Origin of the sequence: Flavobacterium sp. RHBU_24, assembly GCF_046613695.1 — a bacterium.
Lineage (GTDB): Bacteria > Bacteroidota > Bacteroidia > Flavobacteriales > Flavobacteriaceae > Flavobacterium.
The window spans coordinates 68,363-87,878 of record NZ_JBKJHD010000016.1 but is presented as its reverse complement, the minus strand read 5'-3'; the positions used below and the strand labels follow the sequence as shown (position 1 = coordinate 87,878).

Below are 19,516 nucleotides of genomic sequence, written 5' to 3'. Positions count from 1 at the left end.
GACAAGGCTTACCGGGGCTACAATGGCACAGCCGGTTACAGCATCGGTTACCAGTGCGTAAATAGTACCCGTAGCGCTTGAGTAAGGGCTTTGTTGTATATAGTTCGGGTTGCCCGGTACCGCATCGGCCTGGTTTTCGTAGTAGGCCGTAAGGTACGGCTGCCCGCCCGTAATAACCGGGTCGATCTCATCAAGGTCAAACAACCCCTGGCCCGGGGTTTCCTCACACGCATAGAATACAGGGCTGCCCAGATCAGCAAGCGGCAGCGGGTTTACGATAAGCTTAAAGCTGCCCGTGTCCGCACAGCCGTTCACTGTTTCTACACGTACCCATATCGTTTGCTCATCCTCAGTGTTCTGGAATGACGATGGGTTGGTAATAGCGTTCTGGCCCAGCTGCGCGTCACCGTTATCAGTATAATACGTTACCGTGTCCGTAGGGTCAGCCGTAGCCTCAGCATTCTTGCTTGTTAAATCAAATGTCTCAACGCCGTCCTGTGGCGCGGTGTCGTCGCAGACTACATAGTCTGAAAGGGTGGGGATAACAGGGTGCGGGTGAATAATAAGTTGTAACGGTTTAATGGCATAACATTCAGTTGGGTCATTTGCAGCCACTACACGTATATATACTGTTGCATTACCACTGGTATGGGCAGCAGGGTTTGCAATATATGAAGCACCGCTGGTAGCACCTATCTGCGCAGCAGCATTTGAAGTATAATAAGTAATAGTATAGTTGGCTGGATTACTTACAGTAGAATTTCCTGCCGCGATAAGATTAAATTCCTCTATACCATCATTACTAATGTCATCACAGGTTTCAATGGCTACCGGCTGCAGTAAAACAGGGGGATAAACAATATCAACTAAAAAGCTGCTTTGGTCACTACAGGTTACCCCGCCTACTGATGACTGGGCGCGTATATACACGGTACGATCTAAAGTAAGTACATCTCCCGGAATTAATTGTATGCCGGTACCATTAGGGCCGGTATAATAGTTAGCGCCAGAAAGCGGCTCCAACGTATAGCTTTGGCATTCCTGAACATTTGGCATAATAGGCGCTACCGGCTGAGGGATAACCGTAACAGTAAAACTATCTTCATCCTCACATAAATTTGGAGCAGTACCGGTTACCGCATATACATATATTGTTTGTGTACTGTTAATAACAGTGCCTACAGGAATTACAGGGCTAGTGCCTCCAGCTGCCGAATAATAATTACCCTGGGTGAGTGCAGGCAGGACATAAGAATCCGTACTGCATATAACAACGTCTGCCGGGGCTGTTACCTCCGGCTGGTCATTAACTTCTATAACAAAACTAGTTACCGAAAAACAGTCTTCATCGTCAACATTAGTTACCCGCACAAATATTGTAGTACTACCTGTAGTATAAATTTCAGGAGTTGCGATAGCGCCTGTATTAGCATTAGCTGCCGTAGACGACGTATGATAGGTAACTGTAAAAAGGTCAGGGTCTAAACCATTAAGCACAGGCCCGTCGTTTGCAGTCAGGTCAAATGTTTCGGTGCCGTTATGGTCAATATCACATGCATAAAAATTCGCGGGAATACCGGGTTGCGGTGCAGGGTTTGCATGCAGGGTAAATGACCGCCTTATTTTACAGCCCGTAAAATAATCTTCAATTACTGCATATGCTACCTGGCCGTCGGTACCTTGGTATGCCGCCGGATTAATAATAAAAGGAAAACCCGCTATAGCACTTGCCTCGTCTGCAAAATAAGTAACCGGCCAAAGTTCCGGATCCTGTGTATTATGTATTACGGGGTCATTTTGTGTAAGGTTAAATATCGGTGTAGGTGTAGTATAACATACGGTAATGTCTTCAGGATCTGAAGTTGGAAATACAGGAGTGGAGACAACCACCTGCCCAAAAAGCACATCACAGGCAGCATTTGTAAGCTGGGCAGTATAGGTGCCGGGTTCGCTTACGGTAAGGGTATTTGCAGTGGCACCGACTATAACGCCATTAGGCCCGGACCATTGGTACGTGGTAGGATACTGAAATTCAGCAACGCCTTGACCCGTTAGTTCCACAGTAAGCACAGCAGTGTCTCCTTCACATAGCATAAAGTCGGGAGTAATCACAACGTCGCAGGGGCAAAGTGCAATACCTGCTCCTGGCTCACCTAAGTTCTCTTGTTCAAAAGTTATGGTTCCCTGGCTACCATTAAAATTTGTTATTAAAATCATATAATATTGCCCGGCAACAGCACCATAAATATTAACCTCTTCCTGAGCGGCAGCGGAGTAACTACAGTCTACGATATTGCTAGTGGGATTGCTCTGTACCTGAAATTGAGCATTAGCCATGCTGGTAAAAGGACCCCAAAGTATAAAATCAACATCAATACCTACTCCGGAGGCAGTTTCCTGCTCGAGATTAAAAACAAAATTTCCTGACTGCCCTATTGGAATGTAACTAAACTGGCCATTAGGTGTACTGCCTAGACATCCTATAGGCCCCATATTTCCATTATTCCCGTTGACTGGAGTGTACAAATTTTCATAATCAATTCCAGGAGCACCACATATAGGATCGGTAGTATTTCCTGTAGTTGGGTTATCAGGATCCCCTGCTAATGGAGGTACAATCCATGGAGCGCTTTGAGCATACGAGGTTACAGCAAGTAAGGAAATTAAAATGACAAAATAGATTTTTTTCATTTCGGGATAACATTTTTTTAAGATGCGAAATTTACGATAAAATGAACAGTAAGCAACAAAAAAGTTACATAATTTAGTATAACAGCTTAATCGCCCTATTCCCTACACGAAATACTTACTTTTTTTAAACTTTTATCAATTTGACAATATTAAGTTAAATTATAGTGCGATAATATTGACTTTACAATTAATTCATCAATAATTACAGTTTACTGAAAATAAAAAAAAATCTAGCCTTAAAAAAATCCATGTAACGCACACGGGCTATATAATAACTTTTATAATTATCTTTGCGCACTATTTTATACAGTAAATAATATTATAATGACCCAAGACAAAGATAACAGGGACGAAATAGGAGATAACCATATTGCATCGAGTGCCCAGACCCCTCTAAGGGCAGATGCCTTTACCATAAGCGATGAAGAGAAAATGGCCATGATACGCAAGGATGTAGAAAACATTTTGTACACCCTTGGCATGGATCTTACTGACGACAGTATAAAAGGAACTCCAAACCGGGTAGCTAAAATGTTTGTAAAAGAAATTTTCGGTGGGCTTAACCCCGCTAAAAAGCCCGGTTCCTCTACTTTTGAAAATAAATACAAGTATGGCGAAATGCTGGTAGAAAAAAACATTACCGTATACTCTACCTGCGAGCACCACCTGCTGCCCATAGTAGGCCGTGCGCACATTGCCTATATTAGCAACGGGAGTGTTATAGGACTCAGCAAAATGAACCGTATTGTAGATTTTTATGCCAAGCGACCGCAGGTACAGGAGCGCCTTACCATGCAGATAGTACAGGAACTGCAAGCCATACTGGGTACAGATGATGTGGCATGCATTATAGATGCCAAACACCTGTGTGTAAACTCTCGTGGCATACGCGATATAGAAAGCAGTACCGTAACAAGCGAATTTGGCGGAAAATTTAAAGAAGAGAACGTAAGGCGCGAGTTACTTGAATACATTAAGCTCGAAACCCGGTTTTAAATAATATACCTTATTATATATGCAGCTTTACCAAAACCAGCAACTGAAGATATACAATTCGCTAAGCGGCGAAAAAGAAATATTTACCCCCCTGCACACAGGCAGCGTGGGCATGTATGTGTGCGGCCCTACCGTATACAGCAATGTGCACCTGGGCAATTGCCGCACTTTTATATCTTTTGACCTGGTTTACCGGTACCTTAAGCACCTGGGCTATAAGGTGCGCTATGTGCGTAACATTACCGACGTGGGCCACATAGAGGATGATGCTGATGAAGGCGAGGATAAAATTGCAAAGAAAGCACGGCTTGAAAAACTGGAGCCTATGGAAATTGTACAGCAGTATTCAGTAGATTTTCACCAGATACTGGAACTGTTTAACAACCTGCCACCCAGTATAGAACCTACCGCCACAGGGCATATAATAGAACAGATTGAAACCATTAAAGAAATACTGGATAACGGCTTTGGGTATGTAAGCAAAGGGTCGGTATATTTTGATGTAGAAAAGTTTAATAAAGAATACGACTACGGCAAACTGAGTGGCCGCAACCTGGAAGACATGATGTCTAACAGCCGGGAGCTTGCCGGCCAGGACGAAAAACGCAACCCGGCCGACTTTGCGCTGTGGAAGCGGGCCGAGCCGGAACATATAATGCGATGGCCGTCTCCCTGGGGCGATGGCTTTCCCGGCTGGCACCTTGAGTGTACCGCCATGAGCACTAAGTACCTGGGCAGCCGTTTTGATATACACGGCGGTGGTATGGACCTTAAGTTCCCGCACCACGAGTGCGAGATAGCGCAAAATGAGGCAGCCACCGGACAGAGCCCCGTTAACTACTGGATGCATGCCAACATGCTTACGCTTAACGGTAAAAAAATGAGCAAGAGTACCGGTAATAATATATTGCCAAGGGAAATATTTACCGGTAATAATGATAAGCTCAGCAAAGCGTTCAGCCCATCGGTAGCGCGGTTCTTTATGCTTCAGGCACATTACCGCAGCGTGCTCGACTTTAGCGATGATGCCATTTTGGCAAGCGAAAAGGGGTATAATAAACTAATGGAATCGTTGAGTACCATTACCGAAGTTAAGGCCTCCTCCTCCTCTACCCTTGACATTGAGATATGGAAGCAAAACTGCTACGATGCCATGAACGACGATTTTAACAGCCCTATACTTATAGCGCAGCTGTTTGAAGGCGTGCGCTATATAAACCTGCTTAAGGACGGAAAAGAAACCCTTACTGCCCAGGATATTGACAACCTGGCTAAAGCAATGCACGCTTTTGTGTTTGACATCCTTGGCTTAAAAGATGAAAAAGGCCAGGACGGCAGTAACGATAAGCTGGAAGGCGTAATAAACATGCTTATAGAAATGCGCCGTGAAGCCCGGGCAAATAAAGATTTTGCCCTGAGTGACCAGATACGCAACAGGTTAACTACCCTGGGTATAGAGCTTAAAGACACTAAGGAAGGTACCACTTTTAGCATAAACTAGTAATGAAAGCAGGGCAATTACTTACCATGCCGTTTGTATTCCTGATACGGGTATACCAGACGGTACTCTCACCCCTGCTGCCATCGGTGTGCCGCTATACCCCTACCTGCTCCCAGTATGCTCTTGAAGCGCTTAAAACCCATGGCCTTATTAAAGGTGGGTGGCTGGCTGCCAAACGCATTATAAGCTGCAATCCGTGGGGCGGCAGCGGCTATGACCCGGTACCACAAAAAACTTGCAGCCATAAACATAATTAATTGTAATATTGTAACAAAAACTATTTTTACACTACAAACATTAATAATAAAACACGTACAGCATGATACACGCCCTTAGCTTTACCTGGAATGGTTCTGAAGGATTTGACCTTGGCCCCGTAACACTCCGCATTTATAGCCTTATGTTTGTAGTTGCCTTTGGCTTAGGCCTGTATCTTACAAAAAAAATATTTGACCGGGAGGGCGAATCGCAGGAAAAGCTCGATAAACTGTTTATGGTTACACTGGTAGCCACATTGCTGGGTGCAAGGCTGGGACAGGTGTTTTTTTACGACTGGCCATATTTTAGCAAGCACCCTGCCGAAATACTGCTGCCGTTCCGCTGGGACGCCAATGGTGAGTTTGAGTTTACCGGCTTTGCAGGGCTTGCCAGCCACGGGGCTGCCATAGCAATAATACTTACTATGTTCTGGTACAGCAAAAAGGTAATTTTCAGGCCGGTACTATGGGTGCTTGACCGTATCGTGATACCTGTAACCGCCGGCGGTATCTTTGTGCGTATAGGTAACTTTTTCAACAGCGAGATATTAGGTAAGGAAATAACCGGCAATCCACTGCCATGGTATGCGGTACGTTTTATCCGGGGTGAAGACAGCGTAGCGGTTGCAGGTAAAGCCGTTGGCCTTAAGCCCTACCAGGCTATAGACCTTACTAAAGCACCATCTGCAAATGAAGCTTATAAAATGATTGAGCACGACCTGCGCTTTGCCGATGTTCTGGCTGCAATACCCTACCGCCACCCTGCTCAGTTGTATGAGGCATTTTTATACATATTTGTATTTGCAATACTTTTTTATATGTACTGGAAAACACCGGCCCGCAAATTTCACGGGCTTATATTTGGGGTATTCCTGGTGCTGCTATGGTCGGTACGTTTTGCGGTAGAATATGTAAAGCAGAGCCAGGGCGGCTTTGAGGGCGAAAACCCATTGCTTTCTACCGGGCAGTGGCTTAGTATACCGTTTATATTGATAGGAATATTGCTTATAGTTACGTCTAAAAAGAGGGTAGAAACGTTGTAGAAGTGTTTAGCTATATGAAGTTTATCTATTTACTTTTTATCCTATCGCTAACCACTTTTACACAGGACCGGAAATGCAGGCTTGCCGCCAAAACAAAATTTTCTGCGGCTAATTAATTACTTATATTGTAACCGTTTACTCCTCTTCAGTAGTATGCGATTTACTATACACCCGCCATTTTTCTATAACATCTGTCATGTCTTTTGGCAGTTCGCTGTCAAAACGCATAAACTGTTTAGTTTCCGGATGCTCGAAGCCGAGGGTCTTGGCGTGTAATGCCTGGCGTGGCAGGGTTTTAAAGCAATTGTCTATAAACTGCTTGTATTTTGTAAAAGTGGTACCCTTAAGTATAATATCGCCGCCATATCGGGCATCATTAAATAGGGTGTGGCCTATGTACTTCATGTGTACGCGTATCTGGTGGGTGCGGCCGGTTTCGAGCTTGCAGCTTACCAGCGTTACGTAGCCCAGGCGCTCAATCACTTTATAATGTGTTACCGCGTGCTTGCCCTGCTCGCCATCTGGGTAAACTGACATTTGCATGCGGTCTTTAGGGTGGCGGTCAATATTACCTTCAATGGTACCGGAATCTGCCTGCACATTGCCCCACACCAGCGCTATATATTCACGTTCAGATGTTTTATCGGCAAACTGTTTGGTAAGGTGCGCCATGGCCTGTTCGGTCTTGGCTACCACTAACAGCCCTGACGTATCTTTATCAATACGGTGTACCAGGCCGGGGCGCTCGCTGCTGTTCATGGGCAGGTTTTCAAAATGGTAGGCCAGCGCGTTAACCAGCGTACCACTGTAGTTGCCGTGGCCGGGGTGCACTACCATTCCGGGTTCTTTGTTTACAATAAGCAGCTGGTCGTCTTCATACACTATATTAAGCGGAATGTTTTCCGGCTCCAGCAGGTGCTCGTAGGGCGGGTGCTCTAACAGCACACGCACCACATCGCTCGATTTTACTTTGTGGTTGCTCTTTACGGCAACATCATTTACATAAATATTACCGGCTTCGGCGGCTTTTTGTATTTTGCTGCGGGTGGCATTTTCCACCAGGTTCATCAAAAACTTGTCTACCCTTAAAGGCTGCTGTCCCTTACCGGCTTCAAAACGGTAATGCTCATACAGCTCTTCTTCATTATCGGCATCAATCTCTACTATGGGTTTTGTTGTCATTCTCTTCAGGGGTTTACTTCTACTTCGGTGCTGTCCTGCTCTTCATATCCGGTCTTTCCGTCACCAAGTACAAGGTCTATTTTACTGGCTTTACGCACTTTATCGCCAGACTTTAAGTTTTTGTTTTTATATTTCATTTCTAAAACCACATCTTTGGCAAGGTATGGCACATATGTCTTTTCTCCCACTTCAAGCCCGGCGCCTTTAAGCATTGGCTCTGCCTGGCGCAGGGTCTTCTGTATCAGGTCGGGCACCATAATATTGCTGTAGCTGCCCGCGTTTACCTTTACATATACCTTACGGCCTTCTTTTACATTGGCTTTTGCCAACGGGTCCTGCTCAGTGATGGTATACGGAGGATATTCGGGGTTAAAATCAACCGTATCAAGTACTATCACCTCAAGGTCATTTTCTTCCAGCTTCTTACCTGCATCCTCCACGTTCATTTTTGCAAGGTTTGGCACGCTTATTTTCTGGTCATGGTTTGTGGTATAATCAAGCCAGTGTAGCAATACAAATATCACAATAACAACTAACAATACGGCAATAAGCACCTGTGTGAAAAAGGTTTTGCTGGTCAGAAAATTTTTAAGGCTCATACATAAATGGTTTGCTGCAAAGATATAAATAATACTAAACTTTATAAGTTAACGCAAATAATGATATTTTTGTGATGGCAATACCGTTTCGGCGGGCCGGTTAACCTAATATACACGCATGAACATAGCAGTAGTAATGGGCGGATACTCAGATGAGTCGGTAATATCCATCCGCAGCGGGCAGCTCATTTTAAACAACCTCGACCGCACAAAATATACCCCTTTTGAAGTACACATATTGCCTGAAGGCTGGAACGTAATAGAAAACGGAAACAAATATGCCATAAATAAAGCCGATTTCAGCTTTGAGAAAAACGGTGCCAAAATAACCTTTGGCGCAGCCGTAAACACTATTCACGGTACTCCGGGCGAAGACGGGCACATGCAGTCGTATTGGGAACTTATAGGACTGCCTTACACCGGCTGCGGGTTTTATCAGAGCGCGCTAACTTTTAATAAAAGGGATACACTTAGTGTGCTTGATAAATTTGGCATACCAAAGGCAAAAAGCATTTACCTGAGCAAGGGCGACAGCATTACCGCTGAAGATATTGTAGCTACCCTTGGCCTGCCTTTTATGGTAAAGCCCAACCAGAGCGGCAGCAGCCTTGGCGTAAGCAAGGTTAACGCCATTGAAGATTTTGATAAAGCGCTGGACTTTGCCTTTGCGGAAGACAGCGACATCTTGATAGAAAGTTACCTGAAGGGTACCGAGGTATCGGTCGGGGTGCTGAATTATAAAGGGCAAACCACCGTTTTAGGGTTGACCGAAATTGTATCGCACAACGACTTTTTTGACTACGAAGCAAAATACCAGGGCAAGAGCGACGAGATAACTCCTGCCCGCCTTGATACAGCCACCGAGCAAAAAGTGCGTGAAACGGCTTCTAAAGCATACGAAGCGCTGGGCATGACAGGCTTTAGCCGTACTGATTTCATTGTGATGGATGGGGTGCCTCATTTTATTGAAATTAATACCAACCCCGGTTTGTCGCCGGCAAGCATATTCCCGCAGCAGGCACAGCATGCCGGTATTGCTTTTACCGACTTACTGGATAACGAGATAACCTTGGCGCTAAGCAGGAAGGTGTTGTGGAGGAAGTAGTTGGCAGTGGTCAGTATTCAGTGATCAGTCTCAGTTAGCAGTCACAGAGTTTCCTAAACTTGAAACCTTAAACTTGAAACAAAATTCTATGAAAATAGCAGTATTTCCCGGATCATTCGACCCTATTACCTTGGGGCATTACGATATTATAAAACGCGGCAGTACCCTGTTTGACAAAATAATTATTGCCATAGGTGTTAACGCCGAAAAAAAATACATGTTCCCACTCGAAGAGCGTAAGCGATTTATTGAGGAAGCCTTTACGGGCATGCCCAACATTGAGGTAATTACTTACGAAGGCCTTACCATAGACCTCTGCAAAAAAGTGGGTGCAAAATTTATACTCCGCGGGCTGCGTAACCCTGCCGACTTTGAGTTTGAAAAGGCCATAGCGCATACTAACAGGCTGCTGAGCAAAATAGAAACCGTATTTTTGCTTACCGCCTCACAAACGTCGTATATAAGCTCAAGCATAGTGCGTGATGTATTACGTAATGGTGGCGACTATACCAAACTGGTACCGGATTCGGTACGCGTGAAATAACTGATTTAATGAAGAAATTTTTACTGTTGCTGCTGGCTCCGGTGGCGTTATTTGCCCAAAATAAAACTATGTATACCACACCCTACGAAAACGGCAACGGTAACCAGACCGCCACTTATCAGGAAACGATAGCCTACTTCCAGAAACTGGATAAGGATTTTGAAAGCATAAAAATGGTACAGATGGGCCCTACCGATAGTAGCCTGCCACTGCATATTGTAATTTTCAATCCCGATAAAGAGTTCAACTTTACCGAAATCCGCAAGACAAAAGCCATACTGTTACTCAATAACGGGATACACCCGGGCGAGCCCGATGGTATAGATGCTACCATGATGCTGTACCGTGACCTGGCTACGGGAAAAATAGCCATCCCGAAAAACACGGTAGTGGTAAATATACCTATTTACAATATAGGCGGGGCGCTAAACCGCAACAGCCACAGCCGCGCCAACCAAGACGGGCCAGAGATTTACGGCTTTCGCGGAAACGCGCGAAATTACGACCTGAACCGCGATTTTGTAAAGTGCGATACTAAAAACGCCCGCAGCTTTGCGGAGATATTCCATACTGTAAAGCCCGATGTGTTTATAGACAACCACGTGAGCAACGGCGCCGACTACCAGTATACGCTTACCTACATAGAAACCCATCACCAAAAGCTGGGTGGCGCCTTAGGCCAGTATTTTAAGAACGAGATGATGCCTGCCATACTTAGCACCCTTAAGGCAAAAGGCATTGATGCCACGCCTTATGTAAACGTGCACGATGCCGTGCCTGACAATGGCTTTGAACAGTTTATGGACTACCCCCGCTACTCTACAGGTTACGCCAGCCTTTTTGCTGTGCCCGGCTCTATGCCCGAAACCCATATGCTAAAAAAGTATGCCGACCGTGTAAACGTTACCTACGAGTACATGCTGGAAACGCTTTCTTATTTAGATAAAAACACGCAATTAATTAAAGAGCGCCGCCAGGCAAGCCTGGATAACTATATGCCCGGCAACCGCTACACCCTGCAATGGCGGATAGACAGCTCTGCAGTATCGCTGCTGCCGTTTAAAGGCTACGAAGGCAGCTATAAACCCAGCACAGTAACCGGGCAGCCAAGGCTGTATTATGACCGCTCTAAGCCTTTTAGCAAGGTGGTAAAATACTACCGGGAATATAGCCCCACGCTTGAGGTAACCATACCTAAAGCCTATTTAATACCACAAAGCTGGTGGAATGTTATAGACCTGCTAAAACTAAATAATATACAATTGCAGGAACTGCAGAAAGATACCGAAATGGAGGTGGAGAGTTATCGCATAGGCACTTATGAAACAAGTAAATATCCTTATGAAGGGCATTACCCACACAGTAATGTGCAATTAACACCTACTAAAAGAAAGGTTACTTTTCGTAAGGGCGATTACCTTATTGATACCCAGCAGCCCGGTGTAAAATATATTATCGAAATGCTGGAACCTCAGGGGACGGATTCATTTTTCGCCTGGAACTTTTTTGATGCGATATTACAACAAAAAGAATATTTTTCGGCTTATGTATTTGAAGACACTGCCGCACAGCTCCTTAAAAATAATCCCTCGCTAAGGGCCGAATTTGATACAAAAAAATTAAATGATAAAACCTTTGCCTGGGATGCCGAAGCCCAACTCTACTGGATTTATACACATAGCGAATATTATGAGAAATCGCACATGGAGTACCCTGTTTATAGGGTAAAATAAAACCCAGGTTTTTTAGTATCCATAAATACAAGACGAATCAAACATCAAAAAATGTTTAAAAAGATACTGAGTTTTTTTGTGCCTGTAAACCTTGTCAGGAGAGATTCACACATAAGCCAAAAGCTTGAAGTAACGCTTAATAACGGCAAACTGGTACTCGACAGTAAAAACACAAATTACTCCTACGGCAGCCTGCAACGCATTTTGCGCAAGGGATTGCATTACATCGGCTTTGACCGCATACGTAAATTTGAGCATGTACTGGTGCTGGGCGTAGCGGGAGGCAGTGTGATAAAAACGCTTTCTGACGACATAAAATATAAAGGTAAAATTACCGGCGTGGAGATAGACCCGAAAGTGATAGAACTTGCCAATACGTACTTTGGGCTGGCTGAAGTACGCAACTGTACTATAGTGATTGAAGATGCTTTTGAATTTGTGCTCAAGGCCAAAGAGAAATACGACCTTATTATTATAGACATATTTAAGGATGCCGAAATGCCCGGGTTTTTGTTTGAGGAGTTCTGGATAAACAGTATTAACGCGTTACTTAATGTAAATGGATTTATTTTATTTAACACTATGACGTTAAACAAAGATCACAAAGACAGGAACCTTGCTTATAAGGCAGCATTTAACAGTGACTATTCTGTACGGATGTACCCTAAAGTAGAAGACCACAACGAATTATTTACCATTAAGAAACTGCGGTAAACAAAAGCAAATAGCTATCTCCATCTATTTAATTATCGCGTCCTGTATCACCCTTTGTATATCTTCCCTAATATTGTTTTTGCTTAGCCTGTTTTCCCCTGCTTCCGGATAAGTGCGGTTACTAAGGAATACATATACAATACCTGTTTCAGGATCGGCCCACGCCATAGTGCCGGTAAAGCCTGTGTGGCCAAAACTGCTTTTTGAAACACAGTCGCAAGTGGGGCCGGGATTTACAATTTGTGGCTTGTCAAAACCTAACCCCCTGCGGTTGCCGTCTTTACAGTTATAGCAGGTATTAAAGGTGTCGAATGTTTTGGCCGTAAAATAGCGTTTCCCGCCATAGTGGCCTTTTTGAAGGTACAGTTGTATTATCTTGGCCACATCCATACTGTTACTAAAAAGCCCCGCGTGCCCGGATACACCATCCATCATAGCGGCCGCCATATCGTGTACATAACCATCTAAAACCTGGTAGCGGAAATAGTTATCGGCTTCTGTTGGTGTAATAACGCTCATGTCAAATTTACGCAGTGGGTTAAATGTGGTTAACGAAGCACCCAAGGGTTTGTAAAAATCGGTATCAGCAAGTTTATCAAGCGATTTACCGGTTTTTGTTTCAAGATATTCTTTGAGCAGGATAAAATTAAAATCACTGTATTTATATTCCTTTTTTTCAAGAAGCTGGCTATGTGCTATCTTATCAATCATTACTGAAGGATAGTCTTCCCTTAAATAAAGGTTTTCTGCCACCTGGTGCGGAAAATCAGGGCTGTAAAACTTGCGGTAAAAAGCAGGGTCAGGCCGTTTATTAGCATCCAGCGTTTCCTGGTAGAAAGGTTCCCAGGCCTTAAAGCGGCTTTGATGCAACAGCATGTCTTTAACGGTGATGTTTTTTTTATCGGTATTGTCAAACTCAGGCAGCAGGCGCCCCAGCCTGTCTTCAAGCTTCAGGAGGCCCTTATCATACTGCTGCATTATATTAGGCAGGGTTGCAAGTATCTTGGTAAGCGAAGCCACATCATAGATATCGGTATTTTTTACGCGCATATTTTTCTCATACGTATGGTATCCAAATGACTTTTGGTATACCACCTTACCGTTACGGGCTACAAGCACTTGTAAGCCCGGGGTCATATTTTCGTTAATGGCACGTTGCGCTATCGCATCAATTTTAGAGAGGACTTTCGGGTTCATGCCCACATTTCCCGGCGTTGTAAAACCAAGCCTCTCAATTGCTTTAGTATTGATACCCTGATTTACCTTAAATGGCCCCGCCGATACCGGCAGCTTACCTTTGCTGCCTATCGCCCCAAAAACAATTTCTGCCGCTACGGTTTGGGCAAAGGCATTATTCTGGTATCCAACGATTACGCCTTCAATAGCAGTAAAATCCTTTATATTGTTTAACACATAAGGCTTCGCAAACACCGTAAGTATTACCTTTTTATTTTTTGCAATGGCATCCAGCCACTCCAGCTCTTTTTTAGCAAAGTCGTGTTTTTTCCAGGCGCCGTCTGCCTTGTGGTAGCCTACAATAACAGTAGTGTACTTATCAAGGTCAGTAAGCAGGTTTTGCAGGGTATCTTGTTTTACCTCGGTAACATCGGCATATTTTTGAAGTGTGGTAAGGTATATACTGCCGTCATCATCGCCTAGCTTTACATAAGCAATTTGTTCATTTTCAAGCGCAGCGATTGGAAACGTACTGCCTTCATCTTTAACTACCGTAACCGCCTCTTCATATAACTTATAATTAAGGTCGTCAAATTCAGCAGCATTCAGGTCAGCCGCCAAATTTCTATAATTGATAGGAACATATTTATTCAGACCAATTCGGTATTTATATGCCAATATTTTTTTTACCGAATATTGCAGCCTTTCTTCACTTAAAACGCTGTCGGCATAGGCCTGCCTGAATTTTTCAACCGCCAGCGGCACATTCTCTGTAAAAAGCAGCACGTCGTTACCGGCAAGAAACGCTTCAAGGTCTACATCGCCATTAGGCATATAGCCGCTGGCGCCTTTCATATTTAGCGCATCGGTAAATATTAGCCCTTTAAAGTTCATCTCGTTTTGCACCAGCCTTGTAATAGTATTGTAGGACAGTGATGTAGGCAAACCGGGAGTAGGGTCAAGTGCAGGAACGTTAAGGTGTGCAACCATAATACTTGCAAGGCCTTCATTAAACAGGCGCTTGTAAGGGTACAATTCTATATCATTAATCCTTTTACGCTCAAACGGAACCACGGGCAGCCCGAGGTGAGAGTCAGTAGCGGTATCGCCATGGCCGGGAAAGTGCTTTCCAGTAGCATAAATACCGCCCTGCTGTATACCATCTACCAAAGCCGAGGCCCGGTTTGTAACATTATCGCGGTCTTCACCAAAAGAGCGGTTGCCAATAATAGGATTATCAGGGTTTGTATTGATATCCACCACCGGCGCAAAATTAAAATGGATGCCCAGGCGCTTGTCCTGCTGCCCCATCTGGTAGCCCATTTTTTGAATGAGGGACAGGTCCTGTACTGCGCCCAGTGTCATATTCCACGGGTAGCGATAGGTGGAATCGAGCCGCATGCTCAGCCCCCATTCGGCATCAATGCCGATAAACAGAGGTAGTTTACTTTCTTTTTGGTAACGGTTGGTAAGTTTTGCCTGGCGGTAGGGGCCGCCCTGGAAAAATATCAGGCCCCCTATTTTATAGTCAGTAATGAGTTTATCAATGCCCTTTACATGCGCCGAATCTTTATTTGAGTAGGCCGCAACCATAAACAACTGCCCTACCCTTTCTTCAAAAGAAAAGGAGTTATAAACGCTGTCTGCCCATTTTTTTTCGGCCGGCGAGTGGTAATCGTTAAATCCGGCACTTCGCTGCGCAAAGGCAGCCGGCATTGTAAGTATGAATAGTAAGGCGTAGAGCTTCATTAAAATGTGTGCGTATTAAAATAATAAAATCATCACTACCAAGGTAATGATGATGCTACAATTATATTGCCAAAAATACTTAAAAAAAGCGACTGTGCCAGCTTTCGGCCGCAGGAACTTCCCAGTAATCTTTCCACTCACCCACTGTATTTACAAGGTTGTTAAACACTATGGTATTGGCCGAAACCGACTTATCCTTGGCCAGTTTTTTAAAATCAGTAAGAGGCTTGTAGGTAATATATTCGCCCTGCTTGAAAGACACATTCATCCGGTCAAGTAAATCTACATTATATTTCTTTTCAAGTTCCTGTATAAAATGCACCGATGCGTCTATGCTGCAACCCGTTGCGCCCTGTGCTTCCTGGTTTACAGCTATAATTATAAAACGGTTGTACTGTACCAGGTAAGATGCCTCAAGGCCAGCGCCATGTGCCGTCCACTGCTCAATAAATTTTTTGAGGGATTCCTCTATTTCGGCTACTTCTTCGTCAGAAAATTTCCTGTTGCTCTGATACACCCATATACTGGATTCATCGGGCAGCGTTTCAAATAAAACGTACATAGTTCTTTTTTTTATAAATCCTTTGCATTGGCAATTAATTCTGCCACATCCATAACCCTAACATCGTGCTCACGATTCTTGGCTTTAACGCCATCGGTAAGCATCGTATTGCAAAACGGGCATCCCGCCGCTATAATTTCAGGCTGTGTTTCAAGGGCATCTTCCGTCCTTTCCACATTTACATCCTTATTTCCTTTTTCAGGTTCCTTAAACATCTGCGCGCCACCGGCACCGCAGCACAGGCCATTACTACGGCTGCGTTTCATCTCTACCAGTTCGGCATCAAGTTTTGCTATCAGGTCGCGCGGTGCTTCATATATATTGTTTGCCCGGCCAAGGTAACACGGGTCGTGAAAGGTAATTTTCTTACCCTTAAACTGCCCGCCCTCTATACTCAGCCTGCCATCGTCTAGTAACGATTTCAAGAACTGGGTATGGTGCACTACTTCATAGCTGCCGCCCAGGCCGGGGTATTCATTTTTTATCGTATTAAAGCAGTGCGGGCAGGCCGTTACTATTTTTTTTACGTCATAAGCATTAAGCACTTCAATATTGGCCATGGCCTGCATCTGGAACAAAAACTCGTTACCTGCCCTCTTTGCGGGGTCGCCGGTACAGCTTTCTTCGGTTCCTAATACAGCAAACGATACCCCGGCATTGTTTAGTAGCTTAACAAACGCCTTAGTTATACGTTTTGCCCTGTCGTCAAAACTGCCCGAACAACCCACCCAAAACAGCACTTCGGGCTGCTCCCCGGCGGCCATCATTTCGGCCATTGTAGGTACTTTTATACTTAAATCATTCATATCATGTTAGTCTTCGTCGTGCTTGCCGTCGTCAAATACCTGTATGTTAACGGCTTTTTCAATCAGTTCGGTAAACTTGCCCCGGTAACGTGTGGCTTTAACCAGGTGGTTATCAATCCAGTGGTAGTTGCCGCCACGCGGCTTACCCATAAGCATACCGTGGTATTTAAATCCATGTTCATTAAGCCAGGCCTCAGTAACTTCGCGGTGGGCTTCAGTACGTGAGGTAAAAAAGAATATTATATGCCCTTCATCATACCAGCGGTTCAGGGTTTCCAGCGCATCGGGGTAAACGGCTGCGGTAACCATCCTTTCCGGCTCTTCATTAGGGATATCATCACAAATGGTACCGTCAATATCAATAAGATAATTTTTTATCCCCGGGGGAAGTATGGGGCTCACGTGCTCACCATTTTCTGTAAGCGGCTGTAAGTTCTTGTCAATGTCTTCGCTTTTCATTTTAAAGGCCTGTTAAATAAAATATAGTGTTACAATTCTTCTTTCCAGTTCAGGCGGTCCATCTGGCTGTACTGCCATGGTGCACCATTGTTTTCAATATTGCTCATCATGCCATTAAGTTCTGTAGGCGCGGCGCTCTGCTCCATCACCAGGTACTGACGCATGTCCATAATTATAGATAGCGGGTCTATATTTACCGGGCAGGCTTCTGCACAGCCGTTGCACGTGGTGCATGCCCAAAGCTCTTCAGGGGTAATATAATCATTAAGCAACTGCTTTCCATCCGGTACAAAGGTACCTTTATTGGCATCAATGTTCCTTCCTACTTCCTCAAGCCTGTCGCGGGTATCCATCATTATTTTTCGGGGGGAAAGCTTTTTGCCGGTAATGTTTGCGGGGCATACCGACGTGCATCGTCCGCATTCGGTACAGGTATAAGCATTAAGCAACTGAACCCAGTCAAGGTCATGCACATCGCTGGCGCCAAATTTTGCAGGCAGCTCACCTTCGGCAGGTGGCGGCGCGGCGGCATATGGGTCTGCATTAGGGTCCATCATCAATTTTACTTCGGCAGTAACCGAGTCGAGGTTTTTGAACTTCCCTTTAGGTTCCAGCTTTGCAAAATAAGTGTTAGGGAATGCTAACAGTATGTGCAGGTGCTTGCTGAAGTACAGGTAATTCATAAAAATAAGGATGCCCGTAATGTGCAGCCACCATGCGATACGCTCAATAATTTCGACACTTTCTAATGAGAAATTACTGAAAATACCTTCTAAAAGACCTGAAACCGGAAATGCGCCGGCCTCAATAAAATGAGAGTAATGTTGTGTTTGCAGGTAATGGTCGGCGCCGTTCATGGTAAGAAATAACACCATAAGTACTGTCTCGAAATACAGTATGATATTAGCATCACTTTTAGGCCACCCCTTAAGGTCGCCATGGGCAAAACGCCAAAGTTTTATGATGTTACGGCGAATCCAGAAGATTGCTACCGCTACAATTACACCAAGTGCCAAAATCTCAAAAAAACCGATGAGGAAACTGTAAAAGCCACCCATAAACGAGAAAATGCGGTGCGTGCCAAAAATACCGTCAATAATTATCTCTAATAATTCGATATTGATGATTACAAATCCCGCATATACAATAATGTGCAAAATACCCGCAACCGGCCTGCGCACCATTTTGCTTTGGCTCAACGCTATCAAGGCCATGTTTTTCCAGCGGGCGGCAGGGTTATCTGAGCGGTCTTTAGGTTGGCCCAACTTAATATTGCGCACCAGTTTTTTTACATTTACTGCAAAGTATCCAAAACCTGCTGAGAGCAGCAGTATAAATAATACATTATCTATATAAGCCATAGTTAGGCAATTGGTGCAAATAAATGAACTATTCTGTTTTAACCTCTGTATCAGCGGCTTTCTCCTTGTCTTCCTCTTTATACGGCTTCTGTTTTCCTCCAAAAACCGAGAAATGCACATATCGCTTCGGGTTTTTCTTAAGGTCGGCTAAAAGTTCTTTTAACTCCTCTGATGCCCCTGCAAGGTTATCATACATTTTATCATCTTTAAGCAACTTGCCCAATGTGCCTTTGCCTGCCTGAACATCGTTCATCACATCGTCTACCTTTGCAAGAGAATTTTCAAGCTTTTTAACCGCCTGGCCCAAGTTAGCCTGGTTAATGGAATCGGATATTTTGGCAAAGTTAGCGCTCGTTTTATCAAGGTTTGCCATAGTAGCATTAATATGCCCTTGGTTACCTGATATTGTTTTATTTAGAGCGTGAGCGGCTTTGTTAAATTCGGCCATAGTGTTGCTCATCTCAGCAATTGCAATACGCAGGTTACGCTGTGTTTGCACGTCAAGTACATTATTAAGGTGCGTAAGCAGGCTATCGGCATTAGATACCGTACTTTCTACTTTATTTTGCAATGGCGAGAGTTTATCACCCACTACCGCAAGCATACCGGGCTTAAGTACAGGGGTAAGATACGCACCGTCTTCGGCAGGTTTACTGTTCTTAAGGTCAGGTGTAATGGCAACCTGTTTACCGGAAAGCCCTAAGCCGGGTTCGTATAAAGTGGCAGAACTGGTCGTAGATATAGGGAAATCAGTTTTTACCTGGAGTTCTATGGTAAGAGAGCCTTTGATGGTATCGCGAAACTGTATACTGTTTACCTTTCCTATTACCAGCCCATTAAGCGTAACAGGCGCAGATGGCGAAAGCCCCTCTACATCCTCATATACTACGTAGTATGTTTTATACGAATTAAAAAGGTCCCTCCCTTTTAAATAGCTGTAGCCCCATATAAATATTAATATGGCGCCCAATACTAAAATTGCGGTTTTTACTTCTCTTGTTACTTTCAAAACGGGTTATTTTTTAACAAATGTAGGAT

At 44.3% G+C, this 19,516-nt stretch carries 17 protein-coding genes; 8 read left to right on the top strand and 9 right to left on the bottom strand.

All coding sequences use genetic code 11. The features are described from left to right. Window positions 1-2,691: hypothetical protein (locus ACLI09_RS14540; RefSeq protein WP_411420362.1), on the bottom strand; the 2,691-nt coding region annotated here is incomplete at its 3' end. 324 nt (window positions 2,692-3,015) lie between these two features. Here ACLI09_RS14540 and folE point away from each other — a divergent pair. The 4 genes from folE to lgt all read left to right on the top strand — a co-directional run bounded on the left by folE (window position 3,016) and on the right by lgt (window position 6,488). Next, a complete protein-coding gene (folE, locus tag ACLI09_RS14535) occupies window positions 3,016-3,687 on the top strand; it encodes a GTP cyclohydrolase I FolE (RefSeq protein WP_411420361.1) in 672 nt (223 codons plus the stop codon). Window positions 3,688-3,706: 19 nt separating this feature from the next. Continuing rightward, window positions 3,707-5,188 carry a cysteine--tRNA ligase gene (cysS, locus tag ACLI09_RS14530; RefSeq protein WP_411420360.1) on the top strand — a complete coding sequence of 494 codons (1,482 nt, stop codon included), beginning with the start codon at window positions 3,707-3,709 and terminating at the stop codon, window positions 5,186-5,188. Between the two features lie 2 nt (window positions 5,189-5,190). Next, a complete protein-coding gene (yidD, locus tag ACLI09_RS14525) occupies window positions 5,191-5,445 on the top strand; it encodes a membrane protein insertion efficiency factor YidD (protein WP_411420359.1) in 255 nt (84 codons plus the stop codon). Window positions 5,446-5,507: 62 nt separating this feature from the next. Beyond that, window positions 5,508-6,488, top strand: coding sequence for a prolipoprotein diacylglyceryl transferase (gene lgt / locus ACLI09_RS14520; RefSeq protein ID WP_411420358.1), 981 nt, complete (start codon window positions 5,508-5,510; stop codon window positions 6,486-6,488). A gap of 135 nt (window positions 6,489-6,623) precedes the next feature. Here the strand turns inward: lgt and ACLI09_RS14515 are convergent, their stop codons facing one another. Both ACLI09_RS14515 and ACLI09_RS14510 read right to left on the bottom strand, forming a co-directional pair. Beyond that, entirely contained in the window at window positions 6,624-7,670 is a 1,047-nt protein-coding gene (locus ACLI09_RS14515) for an RluA family pseudouridine synthase (RefSeq protein ID WP_411420357.1), read from the bottom strand. Window positions 7,671-7,675: 5 nt separating this feature from the next. Then, window positions 7,676-8,269, bottom strand: coding sequence for a PASTA domain-containing protein (locus ACLI09_RS14510; RefSeq protein WP_411420356.1), 594 nt, complete (start codon window positions 8,267-8,269; stop codon window positions 7,676-7,678). Window positions 8,270-8,387: 118 nt separating this feature from the next. Here ACLI09_RS14510 and ACLI09_RS14505 point away from each other — a divergent pair, with 118 nt between their 5' ends. The 4 genes from ACLI09_RS14505 to ACLI09_RS14490 all read left to right on the top strand — a co-directional run bounded on the left by ACLI09_RS14505 (window position 8,388) and on the right by ACLI09_RS14490 (window position 12,365). Then, entirely contained in the window at window positions 8,388-9,374 is a 987-nt protein-coding gene (locus ACLI09_RS14505) for a D-alanine--D-alanine ligase (RefSeq protein ID WP_411420355.1), read from the top strand. A gap of 88 nt (window positions 9,375-9,462) precedes the next feature. Continuing rightward, entirely contained in the window at window positions 9,463-9,918 is a 456-nt protein-coding gene (coaD, locus tag ACLI09_RS14500) for a pantetheine-phosphate adenylyltransferase (protein WP_411420354.1), read from the top strand. 8 nt (window positions 9,919-9,926) lie between these two features. Then, complete coding sequence (locus ACLI09_RS14495) at window positions 9,927-11,651, top strand: M14 family metallopeptidase (RefSeq protein WP_411420353.1); 1,725 nt, start codon at window positions 9,927-9,929, stop codon at window positions 11,649-11,651. 51 nt (window positions 11,652-11,702) lie between these two features. Further along, on the top strand, window positions 11,703-12,365 hold the full coding sequence (locus ACLI09_RS14490; protein WP_411420352.1) for a spermidine synthase: 663 nt from the start codon (window positions 11,703-11,705) through the stop codon (window positions 12,363-12,365). 24 nt (window positions 12,366-12,389) lie between these two features. Here ACLI09_RS14490 and ACLI09_RS14485 read toward each other — a convergent pair whose 3' ends face one another. From ACLI09_RS14485 to ACLI09_RS14460, 6 genes are all read right to left on the bottom strand, one after another. Then, complete coding sequence (locus ACLI09_RS14485; protein WP_411420351.1) at window positions 12,390-15,290, bottom strand: glycoside hydrolase family 3 N-terminal domain-containing protein; 2,901 nt, start codon at window positions 15,288-15,290, stop codon at window positions 12,390-12,392. Window positions 15,291-15,369: 79 nt separating this feature from the next. Continuing rightward, window positions 15,370-15,852: an ABC transporter ATPase gene (locus ACLI09_RS14480; RefSeq protein WP_411420350.1), complete on the bottom strand. Its 483-nt coding sequence runs from the start codon at window positions 15,850-15,852 to the stop codon at window positions 15,370-15,372. Window positions 15,853-15,863: 11 nt separating this feature from the next. Then, a complete protein-coding gene (locus tag ACLI09_RS14475) occupies window positions 15,864-16,658 on the bottom strand; it encodes a (Fe-S)-binding protein (RefSeq protein ID WP_411420349.1) in 795 nt (264 codons plus the stop codon). A gap of 6 nt (window positions 16,659-16,664) precedes the next feature. Then, the gene (locus ACLI09_RS14470; protein WP_411420348.1) at window positions 16,665-17,117 is read right to left on the bottom strand and encodes a phosphoheptose isomerase; all 453 of its coding nucleotides are present in this window, start codon (window positions 17,115-17,117) and stop codon (window positions 16,665-16,667) included. A 29-nt stretch (window positions 17,118-17,146) separates the two neighbouring features. Beyond that, window positions 17,147-18,478 (bottom strand): 4Fe-4S dicluster domain-containing protein, encoded by a 1,332-nt coding sequence (locus ACLI09_RS14465; protein ID WP_411420347.1) that lies wholly within the window; start codon window positions 18,476-18,478, stop codon window positions 17,147-17,149. Window positions 18,479-18,506: 28 nt separating this feature from the next. Further along, window positions 18,507-19,487, bottom strand: coding sequence for an MlaD family protein (locus ACLI09_RS14460; RefSeq protein ID WP_411420346.1), 981 nt, complete (start codon window positions 19,485-19,487; stop codon window positions 18,507-18,509). Between the last annotated feature and the right edge of the window lie 29 nt (window positions 19,488-19,516).